Raw genomic sequence first — 22,510 nt, 5'->3', positions numbered from 1 at the left:
GTTATTCCCCCATGTAAAATAGAGGAGGAAATGACAACATGGAAAAATTATTATTTACTTCTGAATCCGTAACTGAAGGACATCCAGATAAAATGTGCGACCAGATTTCCGATGCGATCCTTGATGAGATGTTAAAGCAGGATCCAATGAGCCGGGTGGCTTGTGAAACATGCTGTACCACTGGCCTTGTCATGGTCATGGGAGAGATTACCACCCATGCCTATGTAGACATTCAGAAGGTGGTGCGCGAGACAATAAGGGAGATCGGCTATGACCGGGCCAAGTATGGTTTTGACTGTGATACCTGCGGTGTGATCGTAGCGTTAGATGAGCAGTCAAAGGACATCGCATTAGGCGTTGACCGGGCGTTGGAAGCAAGGGAAAACAAGATGTCAGACGAAGAAATCGATGCCATCGGAGCAGGAGATCAGGGAATGATGTTCGGCTTTGCCAGCAATGAAACCGAAGAATATATGCCATATCCCATCGCTCTTGCCCATAAGCTGGCACTCCGGCTTACAAAAGTCCGTAAGGATGGAACCCTGACCTATCTCCGCCCGGATGGAAAGACCCAGGTTACGGTAGAATACGATGAGAATGGAAAACCGATCCGCCTGGATGCAGTGGTTTTATCCACCCAGCATGATGAGAACGTAAGCCAGGAACAGATTCATGTAGATATTAAAAAATATGTATTTGATGAGGTTCTGCCGGCAGAGCTGGTGGATAAGAATACCAAGTTCTTCATAAATCCAACCGGCCGTTTTGTAATCGGGGGTCCTCACGGCGACAGCGGTTTAACCGGCCGTAAGATTATTGTAGATACCTACGGGGGTTATGCCCGTCATGGCGGCGGGGCATTTTCCGGTAAGGACTGTACCAAGGTAGACCGTTCCGCTGCTTACGCCGCCCGCTATGTTGCAAAGAACATCGTGGCAGCAGGGCTGGCTGACAAGTGTGAGATCCAGCTTTCCTATGCGATCGGCGTGGCGCATCCGACTTCCATCATGGCCGATACCTTTGGGACCGGAAAATTAAGCAATGAGAAGCTTGTGGATATCATTCGCCAGAACTTTGACTTGCGTCCGGCAGGAATCATCAAGATGCTGGATTTACGCCGTCCAATTTACAGACAGACTGCGGCTTATGGTCATTTTGGAAGAAATGATCTGGATCTGCCCTGGGAGAAGCTTGATAAGGCGGAGCTTTTAAAGAAATATTTATAATTTAAAATATTCGGGACGGAGGTTTCATGAGCGGACATGAGCCTCCGTCCTTTAAATTTTAGAATTGTTTTATAAATTCTCTGTCCTATGTGTGTTATAATACCTTTACGTGATATAAATTTTTTGTTATGATTTTCAGTATAGAAGCATGGGAGAGTCGAGAAAAAGTGAAATTGAAATTAAGAACCCGTCTGGTCGTGGCTTTTATGATCATTACGGTGATCCCTTTAACTCTGATATTTGCAGTGGTGGCAGGGCTTGGCAGTTACCAGATGAAGGCTTTCCGAAAGGCCTATAATTTAACAGAGCAGATCGATCTTCTATCGGGCAATACCCTGCAGATTTTTAACCGTCTGACCAGGGAGGAGCAAAAGGAGATCAGCCAGATTCTGCAAAGTGATCCCGGACAGTTTCGTGATACGGATTATCTGGAAAAGCTTAATGAGAAGCTGACATCCAAATATGCCTATATGATCGTTCGCAAAGGGGATGTCCTTTTTTTTGATGGAAACAGCCACATTACCCAGGGGCTTTTTGAACAGCTGCCTAAGTACGAGGAGATGGACAGCAACATTGATGGCGCCATCTATCTGGATGGAGAGACCCAGCATCTGGTGAAGCAGATGGATTTTCTGTATCCGGATGGGGACAAGGGGAGCGTATTCATCGTCTCTAATGTGGACGGCCTGATTCCTGAAATTAAGATCATGATGGCAGAGATGCTCATGGCGGTTATCATGATCATCGTATTTACGGACGCGATCCTGATGATGTGGGTATACCGGTCTGTGATAAGTCCCTTAGGAAGGCTTCAGGTCGCCACCAAGAAGATCCGGGATGGAAATCTGGATTTTGCCCTTGAAGTGGAGAATGACGATGAGATCGGCCAGCTTTGCCAGGATTTTGAAGAGATGAGGATCCGTTTAAAGGAGTCCGCAGAGGAAAAGATCGAGTATGATAAGGAGAACAAAGAGTTAATCAGCAATATTTCCCATGATTTAAAGACTCCCATCACGGCGATCAAGGGATATGTGGAAGGAATTATGGATGGCGTGGCTTCCTCTCCGGAAAAACTGGACCGTTACATTCGGACCATCTATAATAAAGCCAATGACATGGATAAGCTGATTGACGAGCTGACCTTTTACTCCAAAATCGACACCAATAAGATTCCCTATACATTTTCCAAAATCAATGTGGCAAGCTATTTCAGGGATTGCGTAGATGAAGTGGGGCTTGAGATGGAGGCCCGGAGCATTGAACTTGGATATTTTAATTACGTGGACGAAGATGTGGTGGTCATTGCGGATGCAGAGCAGATGCGGCGTGTCATTAATAATATTATCAGCAATTCTGTAAAATATATGGATAAGAAGACGGGAATCATCAACATCCGGATCAAGGATGTGGGAGATTTCATTCAGGTAGAGATTGAGGATAACGGCAAAGGAATTCCGGCAAAGGATCTGCCGAGCATTTTTGACCGGTTTTACCGCACCGATTCCTCCAGGAATTCCTCACAGGGAGGAAGCGGGATCGGTTTGTCCATTGTTAAAAAGATCATTGAAGATCATGGAGGCCGGATATGGGCCACCAGCAAGGAAGGCATTGGAACGGAGATACATTTTGTTTTAAGAAAATACCAGGAGGTCATGCAGGAATGAGCAGAATACTGATTGTAGAGGATGAGGAAAGTATTGCGGAGCTTGAGAAGGATTATCTGGAGCTGAGCGGATTTGAGGTAGAGATCGAGAATAATGGAGAAGAAGGGCTTAATCTGGCGCTCCATGAGGACTTTGACCTGGTGATCCTGGATTTGATGCTTCCGGGGGTGGATGGCTTTGAGATATGCCGGAAGGTCAGGGAAGTAAAGAATACCCCGATTATCATGGTTTCCGCGAAAAAAGAGGATATTGATAAAATACGGGGCCTGGGCCTGGGAGCTGATGATTATATTACCAAGCCATTCAGCCCAAGTGAGATGGTTGCCCGTGTAAAGGCCCATCTGGCCCGTTATGAAAGACTGATCGGAAGCGGTACACCGGATAATGAGATCATTGAAATCCGGGGCCTTAAAATCGATAAGACTGCAAGACGGGTATGGGTCAATGGGGAAGAAAAGAATTTTACGACCAAAGAGTTTGACCTCTTAACATTTCTTGCTCAGAATCCAAATCATGTATTTACAAAAGAAGAGTTGTTTAATAAAATATGGGATATGGAATCCATCGGCGATATTGCCACGGTTACCGTCCACATTAAGAAGATCCGGGAAAAAATTGAATTCAATACAGCGAAACCCCAGTACATCGAGACTATATGGGGAGTTGGATATCGGTTTAAGGTGTAAGTTCATATCAAAGAGTCTTGATATCTTTGATTTCTGCTGACCTCTTGAATAGATAGTGAGTTGACAGCAAAAGCGAAAATATTGTGGTTATATGCGAATATAGGGTGATGCATGAAAAATGAAATTGTTTTATTTACTGATGGTGATCTGAAATTAGAAGTACCTATAACTCCGGAAACGGAAACTGTATGGCTTACGCAGGAGCAAATGGCAGATTTATTTGATACTGCCCGTTCTTCAATTGCTTATCATATAGGTAACATATTTAAAGAGGAGGAATTGTGCAAGGGCACTTCTGTCGAAGCATTGGAAATATATACCAGACATTTGCTGGCAATGATTTATATTCCACATTAGAAGAAAAAGCAGCTAATTTATTATATCTTATAACCAAGAATCATAGTTTTTCCGACGGAAACAAGCGCATTGCAGCAACCATGTTTTAATATTTTTAGATAAGAATGGGGCTTTATTTTCAGAGGGGAATAAGCTGATTGAAGATTATACGCTGGTTGCATTAACAATTATGATTGCGGAATCGAAGCCGGAGGAAAAGGAAATGATGATTAGTGTTATTATGAACTGTTTAAGATAAGTGCACGAAAAGACTATGAGATACGAATCAGGCTGTGTTAGGTGGAAGCACACTTAACACAGCCGCTTTTTGCTCCGCAGAAAGGAAATGAGGGAACATGAAGGAAAAACTATATGAAATACCATTAAATGATGCCATGGATGCGGATGAGGAATGTCCATTCTGCTTTCTTGAACGGAAGGCAGAGCAGGAGCTTATGGACTTTGTGCTGGGTTCCTGTGCTTCCTATATGGAAAGCGATACCAGGGAAAGAACCGATCAGGCAGGCTTCTGCCGGCTGCATCAAAAAAAGATGTTTGATTACGGTAATGCCCTGGGAAATGGCTGGATCTTAAAGACGTACTATAAAAAGCTGATCAAAGAGATGAAAGAGGAATTCAAAGACTTCACTCCGGGAAAGGCTTCCTTAAAAGACCGTCTTACCGGAAAGACAGGAAATTCAAATTCCATCCATGCCTGGATCGCCGGGAAGGAAAAGACCTGTTATATCTGTGACCGGTACTCGGAACGTTATGAGAGGTATGTGGCGACCTTTTTTCATTTATATAAAAAAGATCCCGCGTTCCGGGAAAAACTGAATCACGGCAAGGGCTTTTGCTTTCACCACTTTGCCGGTCTGTGCAGCGGGGCGGATCAATATTTAAATGAGGCCGGGCGGAAAGAATTCTACCCGCTCGTATTTCAGATCATGGAACAGAACATGGAACGGGTCTCCGGCGACATAGACTGGTTCATTGAAAAATTTGACTATTTAAACCGGGAGGGGGATTGGAAGCAGTCGAAGGATGCCCTGCAGCGAGGGATGCAGAAAATCCGGGGCGGCTATCCTGCGGATCCGGCTTACAAGCTTAAATAGAAGTATTTTTACCGGCTTAGCCGTTTGAACTGTCCGGGGGTATAGCCGGTGGTCTGGCGGAATGTGCGGATAAAATTGGAATAATCATTAAACCCGGATAAATGGCAGGCCTCGGAAACCGTGTGGCCCTGGGACAGCAGTTCTTTTGCCAGAGCAACCCGCTTGACTACAATATACTGGAATATACTGCTTTCCGTTTCTGATTTAAATAAGTGGCTTAAATAATATTTGTCCAGGGAAAGTGCCTGGGAAATGGTATCCAGGGTCATGGGATTTGTTAAGTTTTTATCAATGTAGCTCATAATTGCCTGGGCCCGGTGAGGTCTTGGCGCTGTCCGGGAAGAACTTGTTTTTTGCCATGCCTGGTTGATCAGGATCAGGATCTGGATCAATGTTGTGACCGCTGTTAAATCGCTGCCGTAGGAGCAGCGGTTTTTTATTGCCTTTTCTATGGTTGTGGCCATGGTAACCAGATCCTCATATTCCTTTTTTGACAGCAGTACAAGATTGCCGATGGCAGGCTCCCGGTGGAAACAGTCTAACAGGTTGGTATTGGGGGTGCAGTATGGACGGATAAAGGCCGGATTTACGTGTATGACAAGACGGGTGAACGCTTCATTCGCAGTGTTGATGGCCTTGTGGATCTCCCGGTTGGAAAACAGGATCAGGCTGCCGGCATTCATTTCATAGCAGGCGTTCTCCACAAAATACTGAATATGGCCGTCTAAGAGCAGATAGATTTCATGGCTGTTATGCATGTGGAAATCCACATTTCCGGCCATATGGCTGGTCGTAAAGTCACAACTGAAGGGTTCGGAAAATTCACTGTAATGGTATTGGCTTTCCTTTTTCATATCGTCCTCCTGAAATAGACAATTTGTGCATATTTCTAGTCAATCTGCGCAAACAAATTGCGTTAATAACAGTATATAATAAATTTATCATAGAAACAATAAAAAGAAAAGAGGAGGTTATCATGGTTCGGGTTGGGGTAATCGGCTGCGGGAACATCGGCGGAGTTCATGCCATGATCCTGAATAAGATAAAACAGGCCAGGCTTTGTGCTCTGGCCGATATCCGCCTGGAACGGTCAGAGGAATATTCGGCTCGTTTTACGGGAGGAAAGGCAGCAGCTTATGGGTCTATGGAGGAAATGCTTGAGAGGGAGGAGTTAGACGCGGTTCATATCTGTACCCCTCATGTCTGCCATGTACCTATGGCGGTCCAGGCCTTAAAGAAGGGGCTTCATGTATTTATGGAGAAGCCGCCTGCCATAAGCAGGGAGCAGTTTGAAGAGCTTTTGACGGTCTCAAACGGATGCAAAGGAAGATTAGGCATCTGCTTTCAGAACCGGTATAATGAAACGACCAGAAAGGTAAATGAAGTTCTGGCAGAAGGAACCCTTGGCAGGATAAAGGGCGGAAGGGCCTTTGTGACCTGGCACCGGGATGCTTCCTATTACACGGAAAGCGGCTGGAGGGGAAAGCTTGAGACCGAAGGCGGAGGGGCATTAATAAACCAGTCCATCCACGCACTGGACCTGCTTCTGGGCTGGATGGGGAAACCCGTAAGGACAGAGGCTGCCATGAGCAACCATCATTTGAAAGGCATTGTGGAGGTGGAGGATACTCTGGAAGCATATATGGCCTTTAGCAAAGGGGCGGAACCGGTAAGTGCAAGCTTTTACGCCACCACCGCTTACGCCGCGGATGTTCCGGTTCTTATAGAGCTTGTCTGCGAGAATGGGTTTGTGCGGTTGGAAGGAAACTCTGTCTGGTATCAGACGGAGGGAAAAGAAGAAACTGTTGTCTGGCAGGCGCCAAAGACGTCCGTGCCGGGAAAAACCTATTGGGGCAGCGGACATGAAGCCTGCATCCGGGATTTTTATGACTGCCTGGAATCCGGAAAGGCTTATTTTAATGATCTGGCTTCGGTAGAAAACACATTTTATACCATGATGGATATTTATGATTCCGCAAGAAATGAGGGGAGATAGGACATGGATCAAGTAAGACTTGGAGTAATCGGAATTGGGAATATGGGAACGAATCACTGCAAGAGCATTCTGGAAGGCAGGGTTCCGGAAATAGAGCTTACCGCAGTGGCAGACCGGCGGGAAGACCGAAGGGCCTGGGGAAAAGAGAATCTGCCGGAACCGGTTGTTATTTTTGAGGAAGGAAAGGACTTAATAGAGGCTGGGGTATGTGATGCGGTCTTAATCGCAGTGCCTCATTACCAGCATCCGGAACTGTCCATCCATGCCTTAAGCCACGGGCTGCATGTCCTGTGCGAGAAGCCTGCCGGAGTTTACACAAAGCAGGTCCGGGAAATGAACGAAGCGGCAAAAAAGAGTGACCGGGTTTTCGCCATGATGTTTAACCAGAGGACCAACTGCATTTACCGGAAAATGCATGAGCTTGTAACCGGCGGAGAGCTGGGGGCAATCAAACGGGTCAACTGGATCGTCACGGACTGGTACCGGACTCAGTCTTATTATGATTCCGGAAGCTGGAGAGCCACCTGGGATGGAGAAGGCGGGGGCGTTCTGTTAAACCAGTGTCCCCATAACATGGATCTGCTCCAATGGATCTGCGGAATGCCAGGTAAAGTACGGGCCTTCTGCCACAATGGAAAATGGCATGACATTGAAGTGGAAGATGATGTGACCGCTTACATGGAATATCCGGGCGGGGCCACCGGTGTCTTTGTCACCACCACCGCGGATGCGCCGGGGACCAATCGGTTTGAAATAACCCTGGAGATGGGAAAGCTGGTCTGCGAAAGTGACAGGCTCATGCTCCACAAGCTGGCTGTAAACGAGCGCACCTTCTGCAAGACAGCCAGGGGTGGATTTGATACCCCGGAATTTACGGTGACGGAAGTGGAGACCGACGGGAAAAATGAGCAGCATGTGGGAGTTTTAAAGGCATTTGCAGGCAATATCCTTCACGGGACTCCTCTGGTTGCAGAAGGAGTGGAAGGCATCAACGGACTGACCCTGTCAAACGCCATGCATTTATCCAGCTGGCTGAAACAGGAGGTAGAACTGCCGTTTGATGAAGAACTGTTCTTACAAGAGTTAAATAAACGCCGTGCAGCTTCCAGAAAAAAAGAAGGGACCGGCGTGGTTTTTGATACGGAAGGAAGCTATTAAGACATTGAAAAAAGGAGAGATGATTATGTGGGATGGAGTACAATTATCTGGTTTTGCAGATGAAATCGACAGCAGCCTGGAAAAGCAGATCAAAGTGTTAAAAAAACTGAATATCCGTTATGTGGAGATGCGCGGAGTCAACGGAAAAGGTCTGGTGGAGTATTCCGCTCATGAGGCAAAGGAAATAAAAAAGCAGCTTGATGAGGCAGGCATCCGTTTATCTTCCGTAGGTTCTCCCATCGGGAAGATACGGATCACCGATGATTTCGCTCCTCACATGGAGCTGTATAAGCATACCGTGGAAATTGCCAATGTGATGGAGACTCCATACATCCGAATGTTCAGCTTCTTCATGCCCCAGAATGAAAGCTATGCTCCCTGCCGGGGAAAGGTCATGGACCAGCTGGGCCGGTTTGCGGATTATGCGAAGGCGAACCATGTGATCCTTCTTCATGAGAATGAAAAGGAAATCTACGGTGATATGGCGGACCGCTGTCTGGAGATCATGAAGGAATTCCATGGGGAGCATTTTAAGGCGGTATTTGATTTTGCCAATTTTGTACAGTGCAAACAGGATACGATGGAAGCCTATGAAATGTTAAAGCCTTACATTGCTTACATTCATGTAAAGGATGCCCTGTGGTCCGATGCAAGCGTAGTTCCTGCCGGTATGGGGGACGGTCATGTAAAGGAAATCCTTAAGCTGTTGAAATCCGGGGGATACAAAGGCTTCTTATCTCTGGAACCGCATTTAAGTGATTTTGCAGGATTCAGTGCTTTGGAGCAGAATGCGGCTGAAAAGAAAAAGCTGAGCGGAGAAGAGGCGTTTACCATGGCCTATGAAGCGCTTGAGAAAATACTGGAAACAATTGACTGATTTTCCATGTTAAAAAACGGTAGAGGTGTTACAAAAAACAGCTTTTTTGTGCACCCCTGCCGTTTTTTTTCAATAACATCTTCCATTCTAAGGGTAGAATTGGTATAATTGGGCCGTTTTAAGTGTACCATTTGGCACATCCTAATATTTACTGTAAAATTTCATTCAAATATAAATGGAGTGGAGGAAATTATGATTTACAATGTATTGGAATTCGGAGCAAAAGGCGATGGAAAAACCAATGACGGGGCGGCGATCCAGAAGGCTATTGATGCATGCAGCAACGAGGGCGGGGGCTGTGTAGTCCTGCCTGGCGGACATGTATATAACAGCGGTTCCATACTGTTAAAATCCAATGTGGAATTTCATCTGGAAATGGGAGCAGTCTTAAAGGCAAGCGACGATTTAAAGGATTACTATCCTCTGGCAAACGGCGGAAATATCGTAGCCCATGAATCCGGGCTGCCCTCCTTTTTAAACAGCGAATACAAGGGAAGGCCATTTCATGCGTTTATTTACGGTTATGACCAGGAAAATGTAGCCATCACCGGTTTTGGAACCATTGATGCGAATGAAAGGATTTTTTATGGGGATAATTCCGGATATCATATTGAAGGCAGTTATTACCCGAGAATCCCTCTCATGCTATTAGAAAAATTTGAACACCTGACCATCCGTGATGTAAAACTCATCAACTGTGCATTCTGGACCGTTCATCTGGCCGGCTGCAATGATGTCCTGATCGAAGGAATCCGCCTGATCAACAATTTGCAGATGGCTAATTCTGATGGCATTGACCCGGACCATTGCACCAACGTCCGCATCATAGGCTGCCACATCGAATGCGGGGATGATGCCATTGTCCTTAAAAACTCCGGCGATTATAACCAGTATGGGCCATGTGAGAACATTGTTATCTCCAACTGTACCCTGATTTCCACAAGTGCGGCCATTAAGTTCGGAACAGAAGGCGAATGCAGCTTCCGGAACGTTCTGGTGGAAAACTGTGCCATCAGCAGAAGCAACCGCGGAATTTCCATTCAGATCCGGGATGGCGGGAATGTGGAGAATGTGGTATTTTCCAATATCACCATTGAGACACGCCGCTTTTCCCATGAATGGTGGGGAAGGGCGGAGCCGGTCTGCATCACAGCCCATGACCGCAAGCCTGGGGTGAAGGCCGGAAAAATCCGCAATGTAAGGTTTGAGAATATCAGCTGCAAAGGGGAAAACGGGATCTTTATCCGTGGGAGCGAGGATAATTTCATAGAAGATTTAAGCTTTGAAAACATCCATCTGACCCTGGAAAAGACCTCCCGCTGGGAGATCGAAGGATATGATATCCGTCCCTGCCAGGGCGATGGTGCGATCCGTACAAAGATATCCGGTATCTATGCGGACTACGCTAAAGATATCCGGTTTGAGCATGTGAAGATCAAAGTGGAGGAAAGCATGAAGCCTTATTACAAAGAGGACGTTACGCTTCTCCATACCGAACAGGTGGAAATTTAACCTACGGTTCGGGAGCAATCCGGATGGCGCATTCCCGTTCTTTGCAGTAAGAGCAGAAGGCGTCATCCGGCATTTGGTCGGTCAGGATATAATCAAACTGATCCACGTCTCCGAAGGTCATCAGGGATGCACGTCCAAACTTTGAGGAATCTGCCAGAAGATAATGCTTCTGGCTTTTTTTTAACGCTGCTTTCTTAATGCTGTATTCTTCCGTAGAGGCATTGCAGATTCCGGCCTGGACGGAAATACCGGTGCAGGCCATAAAGGCTCTTACAATGTTATAGTCCTCTAAATATTCCACGCAGGAGGTTCCCACAAGGGAAGCGGTATCCCGTTTTAAGGATCCGGGCAGGACGATCAAGTTGATGTTCGGATAATTCATGGATTTGTTGATGACCTGGACGCTGCCCGTGATAATGGTAACCGTGCTTAAATGGGCCAGATGATCCACAATATTCATGGTAGTGGTGCCGCTGTCGATGAAGATGATATCCCGCTCACGCACAAAGGAAGCGGCAAGAGCTGCGATCCTCTGCTTGCTGTGGGCATTCCGGCTGGCCCGTTCATGGAAGGTGACCAGATCCGGAATGGCGGCTGTACTTTCACACGCAATGACACCGCCGTAAACCTTTTCTACGCTGCCCCGGGTAACAAGAACCTCTAAGTCGCGGCGTACGGTGTTTTTAGAGACTTCGAATACTTCGCACAGGGTATCAATGGATGCCGCTTTGTGCTCCAATATATATTGTTCCAGTTGGTCGATACGGGAAATTCTCATAGATGTACTCCTTATATAGCAGCCTCTCCGGCATGCTGTTATGCTGAGATTATAACAGACATACAAACAAATATCAAGAAGTAACCAATAAGTGACCAGATTAAGAAAAAAATTTGGAAGTTCATCTTGACCATTTTTAAGCTAAGTGCTAAAATATAACCAAAACATTACATAAATAAAATCAAAAGATTATCACAAAGGTAAAGGAAGAGTAAAATGGGAAGAGAATTTATCATGCCTGGAAAAATTGTAAGCGGCAGCAAAGCGCTTGAGGATGCAAGGGGACATTTCAAAGCGCTTGGGTCAAAAGCTCTCATAGTCACCGATGAGGTTATGGTAAATTTAGGAAATGTTGATATTCTGGTCAGGGTATTAGAGGAACAGAACATTGCTTACAGCATCTTTTCGGGAATCAGTGGAGAGCCGGCGGATATCATGATCTCTGCCGGACTGGACCTCTACCAGGAGGAGAAATGTGATTTCCTCATTGCACTGGGCGGAGGAAGTCCCATTGATTCCATGAAGGCAATAGCAGTCCTGTCCGCAAACGGCGGCAGCATTTCCGATTATATGGGAAAGACCATCAAAGGAAAGCTTCCACCTATGGCTGCGGTCCCCACCACAGCGGGAACCGGCTCTGAGGCGACCCAGTTCACTATAATTACGGATACGAAAAAGGACATCAAGATGCTTCTTAAGGGAACTGTGCTGATGCCGGACCTGGCCGTCATTGACCCTCAGTTCACCATGACAGTGCCGCCGAAGATCACGGCAGCTACCGGGATTGACGCTCTGACCCATGCCATCGAGGCTTATACATCGGGAAAAGCCCAGCCCCTATCGGATGAATTCGCTTTATCCGCAGTCAAAAGGATATTCACATGGCTTCCTAAGGCATTCCACCACGGTAATGACGAAAAAGCCAGAGAGGAGATGTCCCTTGCGGCTCTGGAGGCCGGAATCGCATTCAATAATGCTTCCGGTTCGCTCTGGACGGAGCGTATGACCGTTTTGCAGTGATGGCCCGGGAAATTGGCGCAGCCGGGGAGAAGGACAGCGATGAAGCAGCCGGCAAGGCTTTTTTAGAAGCAGTGGCCGGCATCTGTAAGGAAGTGGAGATCCCGACTCTGGCGGAATACGGCATTGACCGGGAGACGTTTTTTGCGGCAATTGATAAGATGGCGGAAGATGCCATGGCAAGCGGAAGCCCTTCCAATACCAGAAAAGAGATGAACAGGGAAGATGTGTCGGAGATTTACCGCAGGCTGTGGGATTGATCCCCGGAAAGAGGAGGAGAAGTATGGCGTTAGTAAAAATGAAGGAATTGTTGAATCAGGCGTCAGAGAAAAGCAGGGCGGTGGGAGCCTTCAGTGTAGGAAATCTTGAGATGGTAAAGGGAGCTGTGAAGGCGGCCGAGGAGATGAATGCTCCCATTATTCTGCAGATTGCGGAAGTGCGTCTTCCCTATTCCCCGCTGGCTCTGATGGGGCCCATGATGGTGGAGGCGGCAAAGAACGCAAAGGTCGGCATTGCGGTTCATCTGGATCACGGTAAGACCGTAAAGGTCTTAAAACAGGCTTTGGATTACGGGTTCACCTCCGTGATGATGGATGGCTCCACCCTTCCTTTTGAGGAAAATATCGCAAAGACCCTGGAAGCGGCCAATCTTGCCAGGGAATACGGAGCAACCGTGGAAGCGGAGCTTGGCCTGGTGGGCGGCAGCGAGGACGGGAGCACGGATGAAGGGATCCGCTGTACCAATCCCGGCGATGCCAGAACGTTCTGCGAGAGGACCGGCGTGGATGCGCTGGCAGTGGCCATCGGCAATGCCCACGGCAATTATCCGGTGGCACCAAGGCTGGCCTTTGATGTCCTGAAAGCCATTGACCAGAAGACAGATGTGCCTCTGGTTCTTCACGGCGGGACCGGAATCACCCCGGAAGACTTCCGGAAAGCCATCGGCCTTGGGATCCGGAAGGTCAATATTGCGACAGCCAGCTTTGACAGTCTTACGAGGGAAGCTGCGAAGTATCTGGGATCCGGTGGAAAACATGATTATTTCGGACTGAACGAAGCCATGGTCCGCGGAGTATATGATAATGTAAAGCAGCATATCCGAATCTTTCATTGTACGGAGCCGCTCGCGTGAGCCAGCATGGTATAAATAAAAATTTACATACCGTATCTGGAGAAGGAAAGCTGCCGGCAATGGCATGATGTAAGCATAGATCAGAAAAAAAGGCACGCAAAAACAAATGGGAGAGGTGTAACGATGGAATATGTAAAATTTGATGAAACCAGAGAGCTGGACTTAATTCTTCTTGGCAGGGTGGCAATTGATTTTAACCCGGCTTACAACGGGCAGGTGAAAGAAGAATTTAAGCCGCTTAAGAAGGTACACATGTTTGAGAAGTTTGTAGGAGGTTCTCCGGCCAATATCGCCGTAGGTGTGACCAGACACGGAATGAAGGCGGGATTTATCGGAAAAGTGTCGGATGACCAGTTCGGTGAATTTGTAGTGGATTATTTTAATGAGCAGGGGATCGATACTTCTCATATCACAAAATGTAAAAACGGAGAAAAGCTGGGGCTGACATTTACGGAGATGCTGTCTTCCAGTGACAGCAATATCCTGATGTACCGGAACTGCATTGCTGACCTGCAGCTGGCTGTAGAAGACATCGATGAAGCGTATATCAGAAAAGCAAAAGCGATTTTGATATCAGGTACGGCGCTGGCCCAAAGCCCGTCAAGAGAAGCGGCTATGAAGGCGGTCATGCTGGCGAAGAGAAATGATGTCAGAATTATCTTTGATATCGATTACAGAGCGTATAACTGGAAAAATGCGGATGAGATATCCATATACTACTCCGCCGTTGCCAAAGAAGCCGACATTATTATGGGTTCAAGAGAAGAATTTGACTTAACAGAAAAACTGATCAGGCCGGGCATGACAGACGAAGAAAGTGCGGCGCTGTGGCAGGGATATGAGGCCCGGATCGTGGTGATCAAGCATGGAATGAAGGGCTCTACTGCATATACCTTCGACGGGCAGTCCTTTTCCATCAAGCCGTTCCCGGTTGAGGCCAGAAAAGGATTTGGCGGAGGCGATGGATATGGTTCAGGCTTTTTGTACGGCCTGTATCAGGGATGGGATATCATTGACTGCCTGGAATTTGGATCAGCAGAAGCATCCATGATGGTAAAGAGTAATAACTGTTCGGATTCCCTGCCGGCACCGGAGGAAGTGCATGCATTTATAAAAGAAGAAAAGGAAAAGTTTGGTGAAATGATCGCCCGTGTATAAAAAAGTAAAGGAGAGCGGAACATGTCAAAAACAATGAGAATGACAACGGCACAGGCACTTGTGAAGTTCCTGGATAACCAGTATGTTTCTGTCGATGGAGTGGAAACAAAGTTTGTAGAAGGATTTTTTACCATTTTCGGTCATGGAATCGCGGTTGGCTTAGGAGAAGCTCTGGATATGGACCCGGGGCGTCTTAAAGTGCTTCAGGGAAGAAATGAGCAGGGGATGTGTCATGCGGCCATTGCTTTTTCAAAGCAGAATAACCGGAAGAAAATTATCCCATGTGCATCATCCGTGGGGCCGGGTGCGGCAAATATGGTAACAGCATGTGCGACGGCAACGGTAAATAACATTCCGCTGCTGGTATTTCCGGCCGATACCTTTGCCTCCAGACAGCCTGACCCGGTGCTTCAGCAGTTAGAGCAAAGCAGCAGCCTTGCAACCACAACAAATGATGCATTCAAACCGGTTTGTAAATACTGGGACAGGATCACCAGGCCGGAGATGATCATGAGCGCTTTGATCAATGCCATGCGTGTGTTAACGGACCCGGCGGAAACCGGAGCATGCTGCATTGCGCTCTGCCAGGATGTGGAAGGGGAATCCTATGATTACCCGGATTACTTTTTTAAGAAACGGGTACACCGGATCACCAGGCCTCTTGCGGTAGAAGAAGAACTGGATGAGATCGCAGACATCATTGCAGAGGCGAAGAAACCGCTTGTAATCGTAGGCGGAGGAGTCCGCTACTCTGAGGCAGGAGAAACCGTAGAAAAGTTCTGTGAAGAATTTAAAATACCGTTCGGAGAAAGCCAGGGAGGAAAGAGTGCCTGTAAATCAAGCCATCCCTATTGTCTTGGCGGAATCGGAGTTACCGGGACTTATGCTTCCAATGTGATTGCAGGGGATGCAGATGCGGTGATCGCCATCGGAACAAGGCTGACCGATTTTACTACGAGCTCAAAACGGCTGTTTAAAAACGAAGATGTAAGATTCATAACCATCAATAACAGCAGATTTCATGCATACAAAATGGATGCGGTCAAGGCAGTGGGAGATGCAAAGGTAACCGTTTGTGCGCTGGCGGAAAAGCTGAGAAAAAAACATTATGTATCCCAATATAAAAACGAAATCTCCGATGCAAAACGAAAATGGGATGAAGAGATGGTGCATTTGGGCAGCATGGAATACACAGGAGAGGATTTTGAACCCATCATACAGGCCCGGGATCCCAGAACGATTCCTGAATTTGTCCGGTTAACAAATGGGAAGATCACGCAGACAGCCGCTCTGGCAGCAATCAGAAGGGTCATTGATGAAGATGCTACGGTCATTACGGCAGGAGGCTCCCTTCCAAGCTGTATGCAGCGCATGTGGACCACCGATAAACGGGGCGGATACCATGCGGAATACGGGTATTCCTGCATGGGATATGAAGTGGCGGCCACACTGGGCGTTAAATTTGCGGAACCGGATAACGAAGTTTACTGTGTTGTCGGTGATTCCAGTTTCCAGATGCTCCATAGTGAAATTATGACCATCATGCAGGAAAGGCAAAAGGTCAATATCCTGATATTTGATAACTGCGGGTTTGGCTGCATCAATAATCTGGAAATGACCCATGGGATCGGAAGCATTGCCACGGAGTTCCGCTATACGGACGGGAAAAAGCCGGCAGGCGATTTGATCCCTGTCGATTATGCTAAAATCGGGGAAGGCTACGGCCTTAAGGCTTATACCTGCAGAACCATCAAAGAGCTGGAAGCGGCTCTTAAGGATGCCAAAAAACAGGAAAGAGCCTGTCTGTTTGACTTAAAGGTGATTCCAAAAACCATGACGGATGGATATGAATCCTGGTGGAATGTCGGAATTGCCACAACCTCAGAAAAGAACAGTGTAAGAGAAGCGTGCGAAAGGGTCATGGAAGGAAGAGAAGAAGCCAGAAAATATTGATTTGCCGGACATAAGCAGAAAGGAAGGTTACTATGAGCCAGGTATTCGGATATCCGGAATTTGATGAATCCGGAGAAAAAATCTTAACAACCTATACCAATGAGTATAAGGATATGCTGATGGATATTCGGGTTTACCGTATGCAAGCCGGAGAGGTACGAAGCTTCTTAAAAAAAGGGGAAGAAATGGCAGTTCTTCTTTTAAAGGGAAAGATCGTATTTCATATGGAAGGTACCGAACAGGAAGCCTCCAGAAAAGATGTTTTTACGGAAGGCCCCTGGTGCCTGCATGTATGCACGGGAACAGATATAGCGGTAGAAGCGGAAGCAGATTCGGAAATATTAGTGCAGTCCACCAGGAATGATAGAACGTTTAAAAATAAACTGTATAAACCGGAAGACGCGCCCTGGAAATATTCCTGTGTGGGAAAGTTTGGAAATGTGGCCAAACGGCGGGTGAATACGATTTTCGATATTGAGATCGCTCCATATTCCAATATGGTTCTTGGAGAAGTCCTGAATGACCGGGGGAACTGGTCCGGTTACCTTCCTCACAGACACCCGCAGCCTGAGACCTATTACTTCCTGTTTGACCGTCCGGAAGGCTTTGGTGCAAGCTTCGTGGGAGATCAGGTGTTTAAAAGTACGGATGGAAGCTTTTCCGCAATACCGGGGGGAGAACTTCACCCCCAGGCAGTGGCGCCGGGATATCAGATGTACACCTGCTGGATGATCCGCCATTTGGACGGCAATCCGTGGAATCAGACCGACCGCAATGAAGATGAAAAATATGTATGGCTGCATGATGCCGGGTTTTAAAATGGCAAAGAGGATATCCGCCGCAAGGCCGGCGGTATGAAATAATATTATGAAACAGGGAAGGGAAGCAAAAACATGTTAAACAAGGAGAAAGTAAAATTAGGAATCGCACCGATCGCATGGACCAACGATGATCTTCCGGATTTGGGAAAAGAGAACACCTTCGAGCAGTGTGTCAGCGAGATGGCGCTGGCAGGATTTACCGGATCGGAAGTGGGCAACAAATATCCGAAGGATACAGAGGTATTAAAGAAAGCTTTAAATCTTCGGGGAGTGGAAATCTGCAACGCATGGTTTTCAACATTCCTGATCAGCAGGCCTTATGAGGAGACGGAAAGAGAATTTGAAAAGCATGTTGCATTCCTGGCAGCCATGGGGGCAAAGGTGGCAGGCGTTTCCGAGCAGAGCTACAGTACCCAGGGCATGCAGGAACAGCCGGTTTTCGAAGGGAAGCATGAGATGGATGACAGAGAATGGGATATGCTGTGCAAGGGCTTAAACCGCCTTGGAAAGCTTTCCAAAGAGAAATACGGAGTGGCATTAACCTTCCACCATCATATGGGAACGGTTGTCCAGAGTGCAGCAGAGACAGAGCGCATGATGGAAAATACGGATCCCGAATACGTAAGCCTGCTGTTTGACAGCGGTCATTTTGCATACTACGGCGAGGACCCGGTTGCCATGGTAACAAAATATATAAACCGCATCAGGCATGTACATTTAAAGGATATCCGCCCGGAGGTCGTGAAAAAGGTGAGAGAGGACAAAATGAGCTTTCTGGCAGGCGTCCGCGCAGGTGCATTCACCATTCCGGGAGACGGATGCATCAGCTTCGATCCGATTTTCAAGGTGTTGGAGGAGGCTTCCTATGAGGGGTATATGGTAGTGGAAGCCGAGCAGGATCCGGCTAAGGCCAATCCTCTGGAATATGCCATCCGTGCAAGAAAATTCATCGCTGAAAAAACAGGTCTTTAATAAGGTTGAAAGGTAAAAGGAGAAGAAAATTATGGTAACCGTAGGAATTATCGGAGCAGGAAGAATTGGAAAAGTTCATACCACCAGCATCTGCAATATCGTAAAGAACGCAAAGATCAAGACCATTGCCGACCCATTCATGAACGAGGAAACGGACAAATGGGCAAAGAGCATGGGTGTTCCAAATACAACCAGGGATTATAAGGAAATTTTAGCGGACCCGGAGATCGATGCGGTTCTGATCTGCTCCTCCACCAATACCCATTCGCCGATCTCCGTTGAGGCGGTCAAGGCCGGAAAGCATGTATTCTGTGAAAAACCCATTGATCACGACATTGAGAAGATCAAAGAAGTGATCGAAACATTAAAAGGCAGCAAGGTGAAATATCAGGTGGGCTTTAACCGCCGTTTTGACCATAACTTTGAGGCAGTAAGAAATGCGGTTGCAGCCGGAAAGATCGGCGAGCCCCACATCATCAAGGTGACCTCCAGAGACCCGGAGCCGCCCAGCGCAGAGTATGCAGCCGTATCCGGCGGCATGTTTTTAGACATGACCATTCATGATTTTGATATGGTCCGGTACTTAGCAGGCTGTGATGCAGAAGAAATCTACGTACAGTCCGCAGTGCTTGTGGATCCAGCTATCGGAGAAGCCGGCGACGTGGATACCGCAGTTATCACTCTTAAAATGGAGAACGGTGCCATTGCGGTCATCGACAATTCCAGAAGAGCTGCCTACGGATATGACCAGAGAGCGGAAGTATTCGGTTCTAAGGGTATGGTTGCAACCGCCAATGATACGGAGTCCAGCGCTGTTTTAAGCACGGCTGACGGCGTTACCGGCGAAAAGCCCCTCTATTTCTTCTTAGAGCGCTACATGCAGTCCTTTGCAAAGGAAGTGAACTGTTTCATCGAAGCCATTGAGAATGATACCGATACCCCTCTTGGTGTAGAAGACGGATTAAAGCCGGTATTAATGGGAATCGCTGCAAAGAAGTCAGTACAGGAGCACAGGCCGGTGAAGATTTCCGAAATCATGATGTAAGAAACCCACAGATGGATGTTACAAGGAATAACTGGATTCGAAAATTAAAATAAATTTAGTCAGAAGTCTCTCATAAGGTCAGAAAGAGATAGAGAACGTGCCGTTTTATGTAAATAAAGCCCGCGGTCTCTGTCTTTTTCTCGTTTTTCTTTATCAGGCTTTCCGTTCCTGCAGAAATACAAAAAATGCATAAAAAACAAACCAAAATTCGCAAATACTGCGCTGACGTTTTTACGCAAAAATGATACATTAGTAGCATATTTTATAAGACACCAGTTTATATCAGAAAAGAGGAATACCAATGTATCAGGTTCAGGAAACCATAGTAAATTTTGTGGTAAGGTATGATCTGGTATACCAGACCAGTTTGTTTTTGCGGATTATTATTGCAGGCTTTCTTGGATATCTTATAGGTTATGAAAGGAAGAGCCGTTATAAAGGAGCAGGCATGAGGACCCATGCCATTGTGGCAATGGGAGCGGCGCTCATGATGGTGGTCTCCAAGTATGGATTCCGGGATATACCGGATTACGATGCTTCCAGAGTTGCAGCACAGATCGTATCAGGAATCGGTTTTTTAGGAGCAGGTGTCATATTTGTAAAAAATAATTCTGTCAGCGGCCTGACCACTGCAGCAGGGATTTGGGCAACTGCAGGAGTGGGTATGGCAATTGGGGCAGGCACATATTATGTAGGCTGCGGGGCCGGGCTGCTTTTGATTCTGACTCAGATCATCCTGCATGATGTGCCATTCCTTTCGAAAGAGCCTTACCGGAGCATATTAAAGCTGACAACGACTCATTATGACAGTGTTATCACAGAATTGTTTCATTATTTTAATGAGGAAAAGATCAAGGTTTTAAACGTTAAAATCAGTAAATCAAAGGACTCCACAAAGGTTGAGCTGGATCTTCTTTATCCGGCCGGATACGGAAAAAATGACCTGATCATCAGATGGTCAAATGACAAGCGGATCGAGTCCATCAGCGGTTAAAAAATATCAGAAAAAACAGGAAAGCCATTTCTGAAATTTACGGGTCATCCCGGAGATGGTAGATGGGATGGTGGTAAATTCCAGTGGGAAACGGCTGTTGGAATGGTCACAGAGGTTTTTAGGCCGGGGCGGATGCCTGCTCCGGCGTATATAAAAGAAGAGAGGAGAACGTTTTCCATCCGCAGGTTTTAAAAAAAGATAATGCAAATTGTTTCTATATTATAAGATTAAAATTATATAAAACATTGTTTTCATATGGAAAAAGTATGATTTGCTTCAAAAGCAGTTGCAAATAAAGCAGGAATGTGTGTATAATAAATCTAATTTTCCGGTGGATGACCGGATCCGTTTTTTAAAGAATACGGCACCGGTCATCCGGCAGAAAAAGGAAAGGAGAAACCTATGAAAAAAATTTTATTGAAGAGCACAGCTTTTCTGCTTGCATCTTTCATGGTGCTTGGAGGCCTTACCGCCTGCGGGGGAAAAGACCCGGTTGCAGAAGAGAGCACTGCCGCTGATACCGGTTCGGTGGGCACCGGTGAGACAAAAGACGCGGCTTCCCAGCCGGCACAGGGAGGGGAAAGCACATTTACCTATGCAATTGCCGGTGATCCGGGCGCCAACGTGAATGTTATTACCACAAGCGACCGTTTCGGCCTTATGACTCTTAAGATGATCTATTCCCCATTGTATATGTATAATGCGGACGGGATCAATTATTTTCTGGCAAAGAGCATAGACACCTCCGATGACAACCTGACTTATACCATGCACCTGCGTGACGATGTAAAGTGGTCAGATGGAGAGAAGTTCACTGCAGATGACGTTGTCTTTACGTTTGAGGCCATGGAAAACGAGAAAAATGCAGGCTGGGCATATTCCCAGCTGGTTTATCCCGAAGGGGCGGTTAAGATTGAAAAGGTCGACGATTATACCGTGGCATTTACCATGCCCTTTGTCAATGCAGCGGCAGAAGAGATGTTTTCCCAGATCTTTATTATGCCGAAGCATGTCTATGAAAATGTAACGAGCTTTGAAAACAATGATGTGAATAGCAAGCCGGTGGGAACGGGACCTTATGTCATGGCGGAATATTCCGCAGGCTCTTATGTGAAATTCACGAAGAATGAGAATTATTTCCTGGGAGCTCCGTCTATTAACAACATCGTTTACCGCATCATTGAAAATGAAAATACGGCCATGACGGCAATCCAGAGCGGGGAAGTGGACGCCTGGATAGGAACACCCGCACAGGTGGGACAGATGGACCTGGAAACAGCAAACCTGACCGTTTATCCATATCAGGAAGGCCGTGTTGCCTATCTGATGATAAATGCCAACCGGGTTCCGGATGAAAATTTAAGAAAAGCCATCCTGTATGCCCTGGATAAAAAGGCAATTGCGGACGCGGCCCTTCTGGACGAGGAATACTATGATCTGCCATGGAGCTTCATGCCTCCCAACAGCAAATATTTTACGGAGGATGTGGAGAAATATGAGCAGAACCTGGATAAATCAAAAGAATTCCTTGCAGCTTCCGGTGTGACCGATCCGGAACTGACCCTTGCCTATAGCGCATCTGACAGCCTCCAGTCGACCGGCGTGATCATGATGCAGGAGCAGCTGCAGAAAGCCGGATTTAAGGTGAATTTAACCGGTGTGGACTCCACGGCGCTCAGCCAGCAGATGAAGCAGGCGGATAATCCTTATGATATGTATTTTGGCGGATATATCATGGGCATTGATCCGGATACGTTTGCCAGCTTATTTGAAACAGGCGCCGGATACAATTACATGTATTACGACGAGCCTGAGATCAATGAGCTCTTTGCCCAGGGACGCAGGGAAACGGATGGGGCAAAGCGTAAAGAGATTTATACGAAGCTCCAGCAGAAAATACAGGATACCGCCTGCTTCTATCCCCTGTATTCCAATAAACGTCTTCTTGTGGTATCGAAGAATGTATCAGGAATTGAAGATGCCATGCTGGTTCCTGTTTATACCTTTGAAGACACATCAAAACTACAGAAAAAGTAATGCAGACACCTCTTTCTTTCTATAAGGAGAAAC

The 22,510-nt window shown here is 46.8% G+C and carries 20 protein-coding genes and 1 pseudogene; 19 read left to right on the top strand and 2 right to left on the bottom strand.

Annotation, left to right across the window (positions count from 1 at the left end):
- Window positions 1-38: 38 nt before the first annotated feature.
- The 6 genes from metK (at window position 39) to BQ9856_RS19690 (ending at window position 5,027) form a co-directional block, all read left to right on the top strand.
- Window positions 39-1,226 carry a methionine adenosyltransferase gene (gene metK, locus BQ9856_RS19710; RefSeq protein ID WP_077612539.1) on the top strand — a complete coding sequence of 396 codons (1,188 nt, stop codon included), beginning with the start codon at window positions 39-41 and terminating at the stop codon, window positions 1,224-1,226.
- A gap of 167 nt (window positions 1,227-1,393) precedes the next feature.
- Complete coding sequence (locus BQ9856_RS19705; protein ID WP_077612538.1) at window positions 1,394-2,890, top strand: sensor histidine kinase; 1,497 nt, start codon at window positions 1,394-1,396, stop codon at window positions 2,888-2,890.
- Window positions 2,887-3,576 (top strand): response regulator transcription factor, encoded by a 690-nt coding sequence (locus BQ9856_RS19700; RefSeq protein ID WP_077612537.1) that lies wholly within the window; start codon window positions 2,887-2,889, stop codon window positions 3,574-3,576. Before BQ9856_RS19705 ends, BQ9856_RS19700 begins: the two co-directional genes overlap by 4 nt.
- A 111-nt stretch (window positions 3,577-3,687) precedes the next feature.
- Window positions 3,688-3,933, top strand: a complete 246-nt coding sequence (locus BQ9856_RS25835; protein WP_442855607.1) for a hypothetical protein — start codon at window positions 3,688-3,690, stop codon at window positions 3,931-3,933.
- A complete protein-coding gene (locus BQ9856_RS25830) occupies window positions 3,858-4,022 on the top strand; it encodes a Fic family protein (protein WP_442855549.1) in 165 nt (54 codons plus the stop codon). The genes BQ9856_RS25835 and BQ9856_RS25830 overlap by 76 nt, the downstream gene beginning before the upstream one ends.
- 246 nt (window positions 4,023-4,268) lie before the next feature.
- A complete protein-coding gene (locus BQ9856_RS19690) occupies window positions 4,269-5,027 on the top strand; it encodes a DUF6062 family protein (protein WP_077612536.1) in 759 nt (252 codons plus the stop codon).
- Window positions 5,028-5,035: 8 nt separating this feature from the next.
- On the opposite strand, the gene BQ9856_RS19685 is transcribed toward BQ9856_RS19690, so the two are convergent.
- The gene (locus BQ9856_RS19685; RefSeq protein ID WP_077612535.1) at window positions 5,036-5,881 is read right to left on the bottom strand and encodes an AraC family transcriptional regulator; all 846 of its coding nucleotides are present in this window, start codon (window positions 5,879-5,881) and stop codon (window positions 5,036-5,038) included.
- Between the two features lie 122 nt (window positions 5,882-6,003).
- On the opposite strand from BQ9856_RS19685, the gene BQ9856_RS19680 reads away from it, so the two are divergent.
- The 4 genes from BQ9856_RS19680 to BQ9856_RS19665 all read left to right on the top strand — a co-directional run bounded on the left by BQ9856_RS19680 (window position 6,004) and on the right by BQ9856_RS19665 (window position 10,570).
- On the top strand, window positions 6,004-7,023 hold the full coding sequence (locus tag BQ9856_RS19680; protein WP_077612534.1) for a Gfo/Idh/MocA family protein: 1,020 nt from the start codon (window positions 6,004-6,006) through the stop codon (window positions 7,021-7,023).
- Between the two features lie 3 nt (window positions 7,024-7,026).
- The gene (locus BQ9856_RS19675) at window positions 7,027-8,181 is read left to right on the top strand and encodes a Gfo/Idh/MocA family protein (protein WP_077612533.1); all 1,155 of its coding nucleotides are present in this window, start codon (window positions 7,027-7,029) and stop codon (window positions 8,179-8,181) included.
- A gap of 25 nt (window positions 8,182-8,206) precedes the next feature.
- Complete coding sequence (locus BQ9856_RS19670; RefSeq protein ID WP_077612532.1) at window positions 8,207-9,058, top strand: sugar phosphate isomerase/epimerase family protein; 852 nt, start codon at window positions 8,207-8,209, stop codon at window positions 9,056-9,058.
- A 192-nt stretch (window positions 9,059-9,250) separates the two neighbouring features.
- Window positions 9,251-10,570 (top strand): glycoside hydrolase family 28 protein, encoded by a 1,320-nt coding sequence (locus BQ9856_RS19665; RefSeq protein ID WP_235839262.1) that lies wholly within the window; start codon window positions 9,251-9,253, stop codon window positions 10,568-10,570.
- Window position 10,571: 1 nt separating this feature from the next.
- On the opposite strand, the gene BQ9856_RS19660 is transcribed toward BQ9856_RS19665, so the two are convergent.
- Window positions 10,572-11,348: a DeoR/GlpR family DNA-binding transcription regulator gene (locus BQ9856_RS19660; protein ID WP_077612531.1), complete on the bottom strand. Its 777-nt coding sequence runs from the start codon at window positions 11,346-11,348 to the stop codon at window positions 10,572-10,574.
- A gap of 216 nt (window positions 11,349-11,564) precedes the next feature.
- Between BQ9856_RS19660 and BQ9856_RS19655 the strand changes: the two are divergent.
- The 9 genes and pseudogenes from BQ9856_RS19655 (at window position 11,565) to BQ9856_RS19615 (ending at window position 22,477) form a co-directional block, all read left to right on the top strand.
- Window positions 11,565-12,625, top strand: a pseudogene (locus tag BQ9856_RS19655) (iron-containing alcohol dehydrogenase).
- A gap of 23 nt (window positions 12,626-12,648) precedes the next feature.
- Window positions 12,649-13,497: a class II fructose-bisphosphate aldolase gene (locus BQ9856_RS19650; RefSeq protein ID WP_077612530.1), complete on the top strand. Its 849-nt coding sequence runs from the start codon at window positions 12,649-12,651 to the stop codon at window positions 13,495-13,497.
- 123 nt (window positions 13,498-13,620) lie between these two features.
- Complete coding sequence (iolC, locus tag BQ9856_RS19645; RefSeq protein WP_077612529.1) at window positions 13,621-14,655, top strand: 5-dehydro-2-deoxygluconokinase; 1,035 nt, start codon at window positions 13,621-13,623, stop codon at window positions 14,653-14,655.
- A 33-nt stretch (window positions 14,656-14,688) separates the two neighbouring features.
- Window positions 14,689-16,608: a 3D-(3,5/4)-trihydroxycyclohexane-1,2-dione acylhydrolase (decyclizing) gene (iolD, locus tag BQ9856_RS19640; RefSeq protein ID WP_442855601.1), complete on the top strand. Its 1,920-nt coding sequence runs from the start codon at window positions 14,689-14,691 to the stop codon at window positions 16,606-16,608.
- Window positions 16,609-16,640: 32 nt separating this feature from the next.
- Window positions 16,641-17,426, top strand: coding sequence for a 5-deoxy-glucuronate isomerase (locus BQ9856_RS19635; protein ID WP_077612527.1), 786 nt, complete (start codon window positions 16,641-16,643; stop codon window positions 17,424-17,426).
- A gap of 75 nt (window positions 17,427-17,501) precedes the next feature.
- Window positions 17,502-18,401 (top strand): myo-inosose-2 dehydratase, encoded by a 900-nt coding sequence (gene iolE, locus BQ9856_RS19630; RefSeq protein WP_077612526.1) that lies wholly within the window; start codon window positions 17,502-17,504, stop codon window positions 18,399-18,401.
- A gap of 31 nt (window positions 18,402-18,432) precedes the next feature.
- A complete protein-coding gene (iolG, locus tag BQ9856_RS19625) occupies window positions 18,433-19,446 on the top strand; it encodes an inositol 2-dehydrogenase (RefSeq protein WP_077612525.1) in 1,014 nt (337 codons plus the stop codon).
- A gap of 301 nt (window positions 19,447-19,747) precedes the next feature.
- Window positions 19,748-20,440, top strand: coding sequence for an MgtC/SapB family protein (locus BQ9856_RS19620; protein WP_077612524.1), 693 nt, complete (start codon window positions 19,748-19,750; stop codon window positions 20,438-20,440).
- 402 nt (window positions 20,441-20,842) lie between these two features.
- Window positions 20,843-22,477 carry an ABC transporter substrate-binding protein gene (locus BQ9856_RS19615; RefSeq protein WP_077612523.1) on the top strand — a complete coding sequence of 545 codons (1,635 nt, stop codon included), beginning with the start codon at window positions 20,843-20,845 and terminating at the stop codon, window positions 22,475-22,477.
- The last annotated feature ends 33 nt before the right edge of the window (window positions 22,478-22,510 follow it).

It is taken from the genome of Clostridium sp. Marseille-P2415 (assembly GCF_900155545.1).
Taxonomy (GTDB): domain Bacteria; phylum Bacillota; class Clostridia; order Lachnospirales; family Lachnospiraceae; genus Lacrimispora.
Note: the sequence above shows the minus strand (reverse complement) of the source record. Positions and strands in the feature narration are given on the sequence as shown.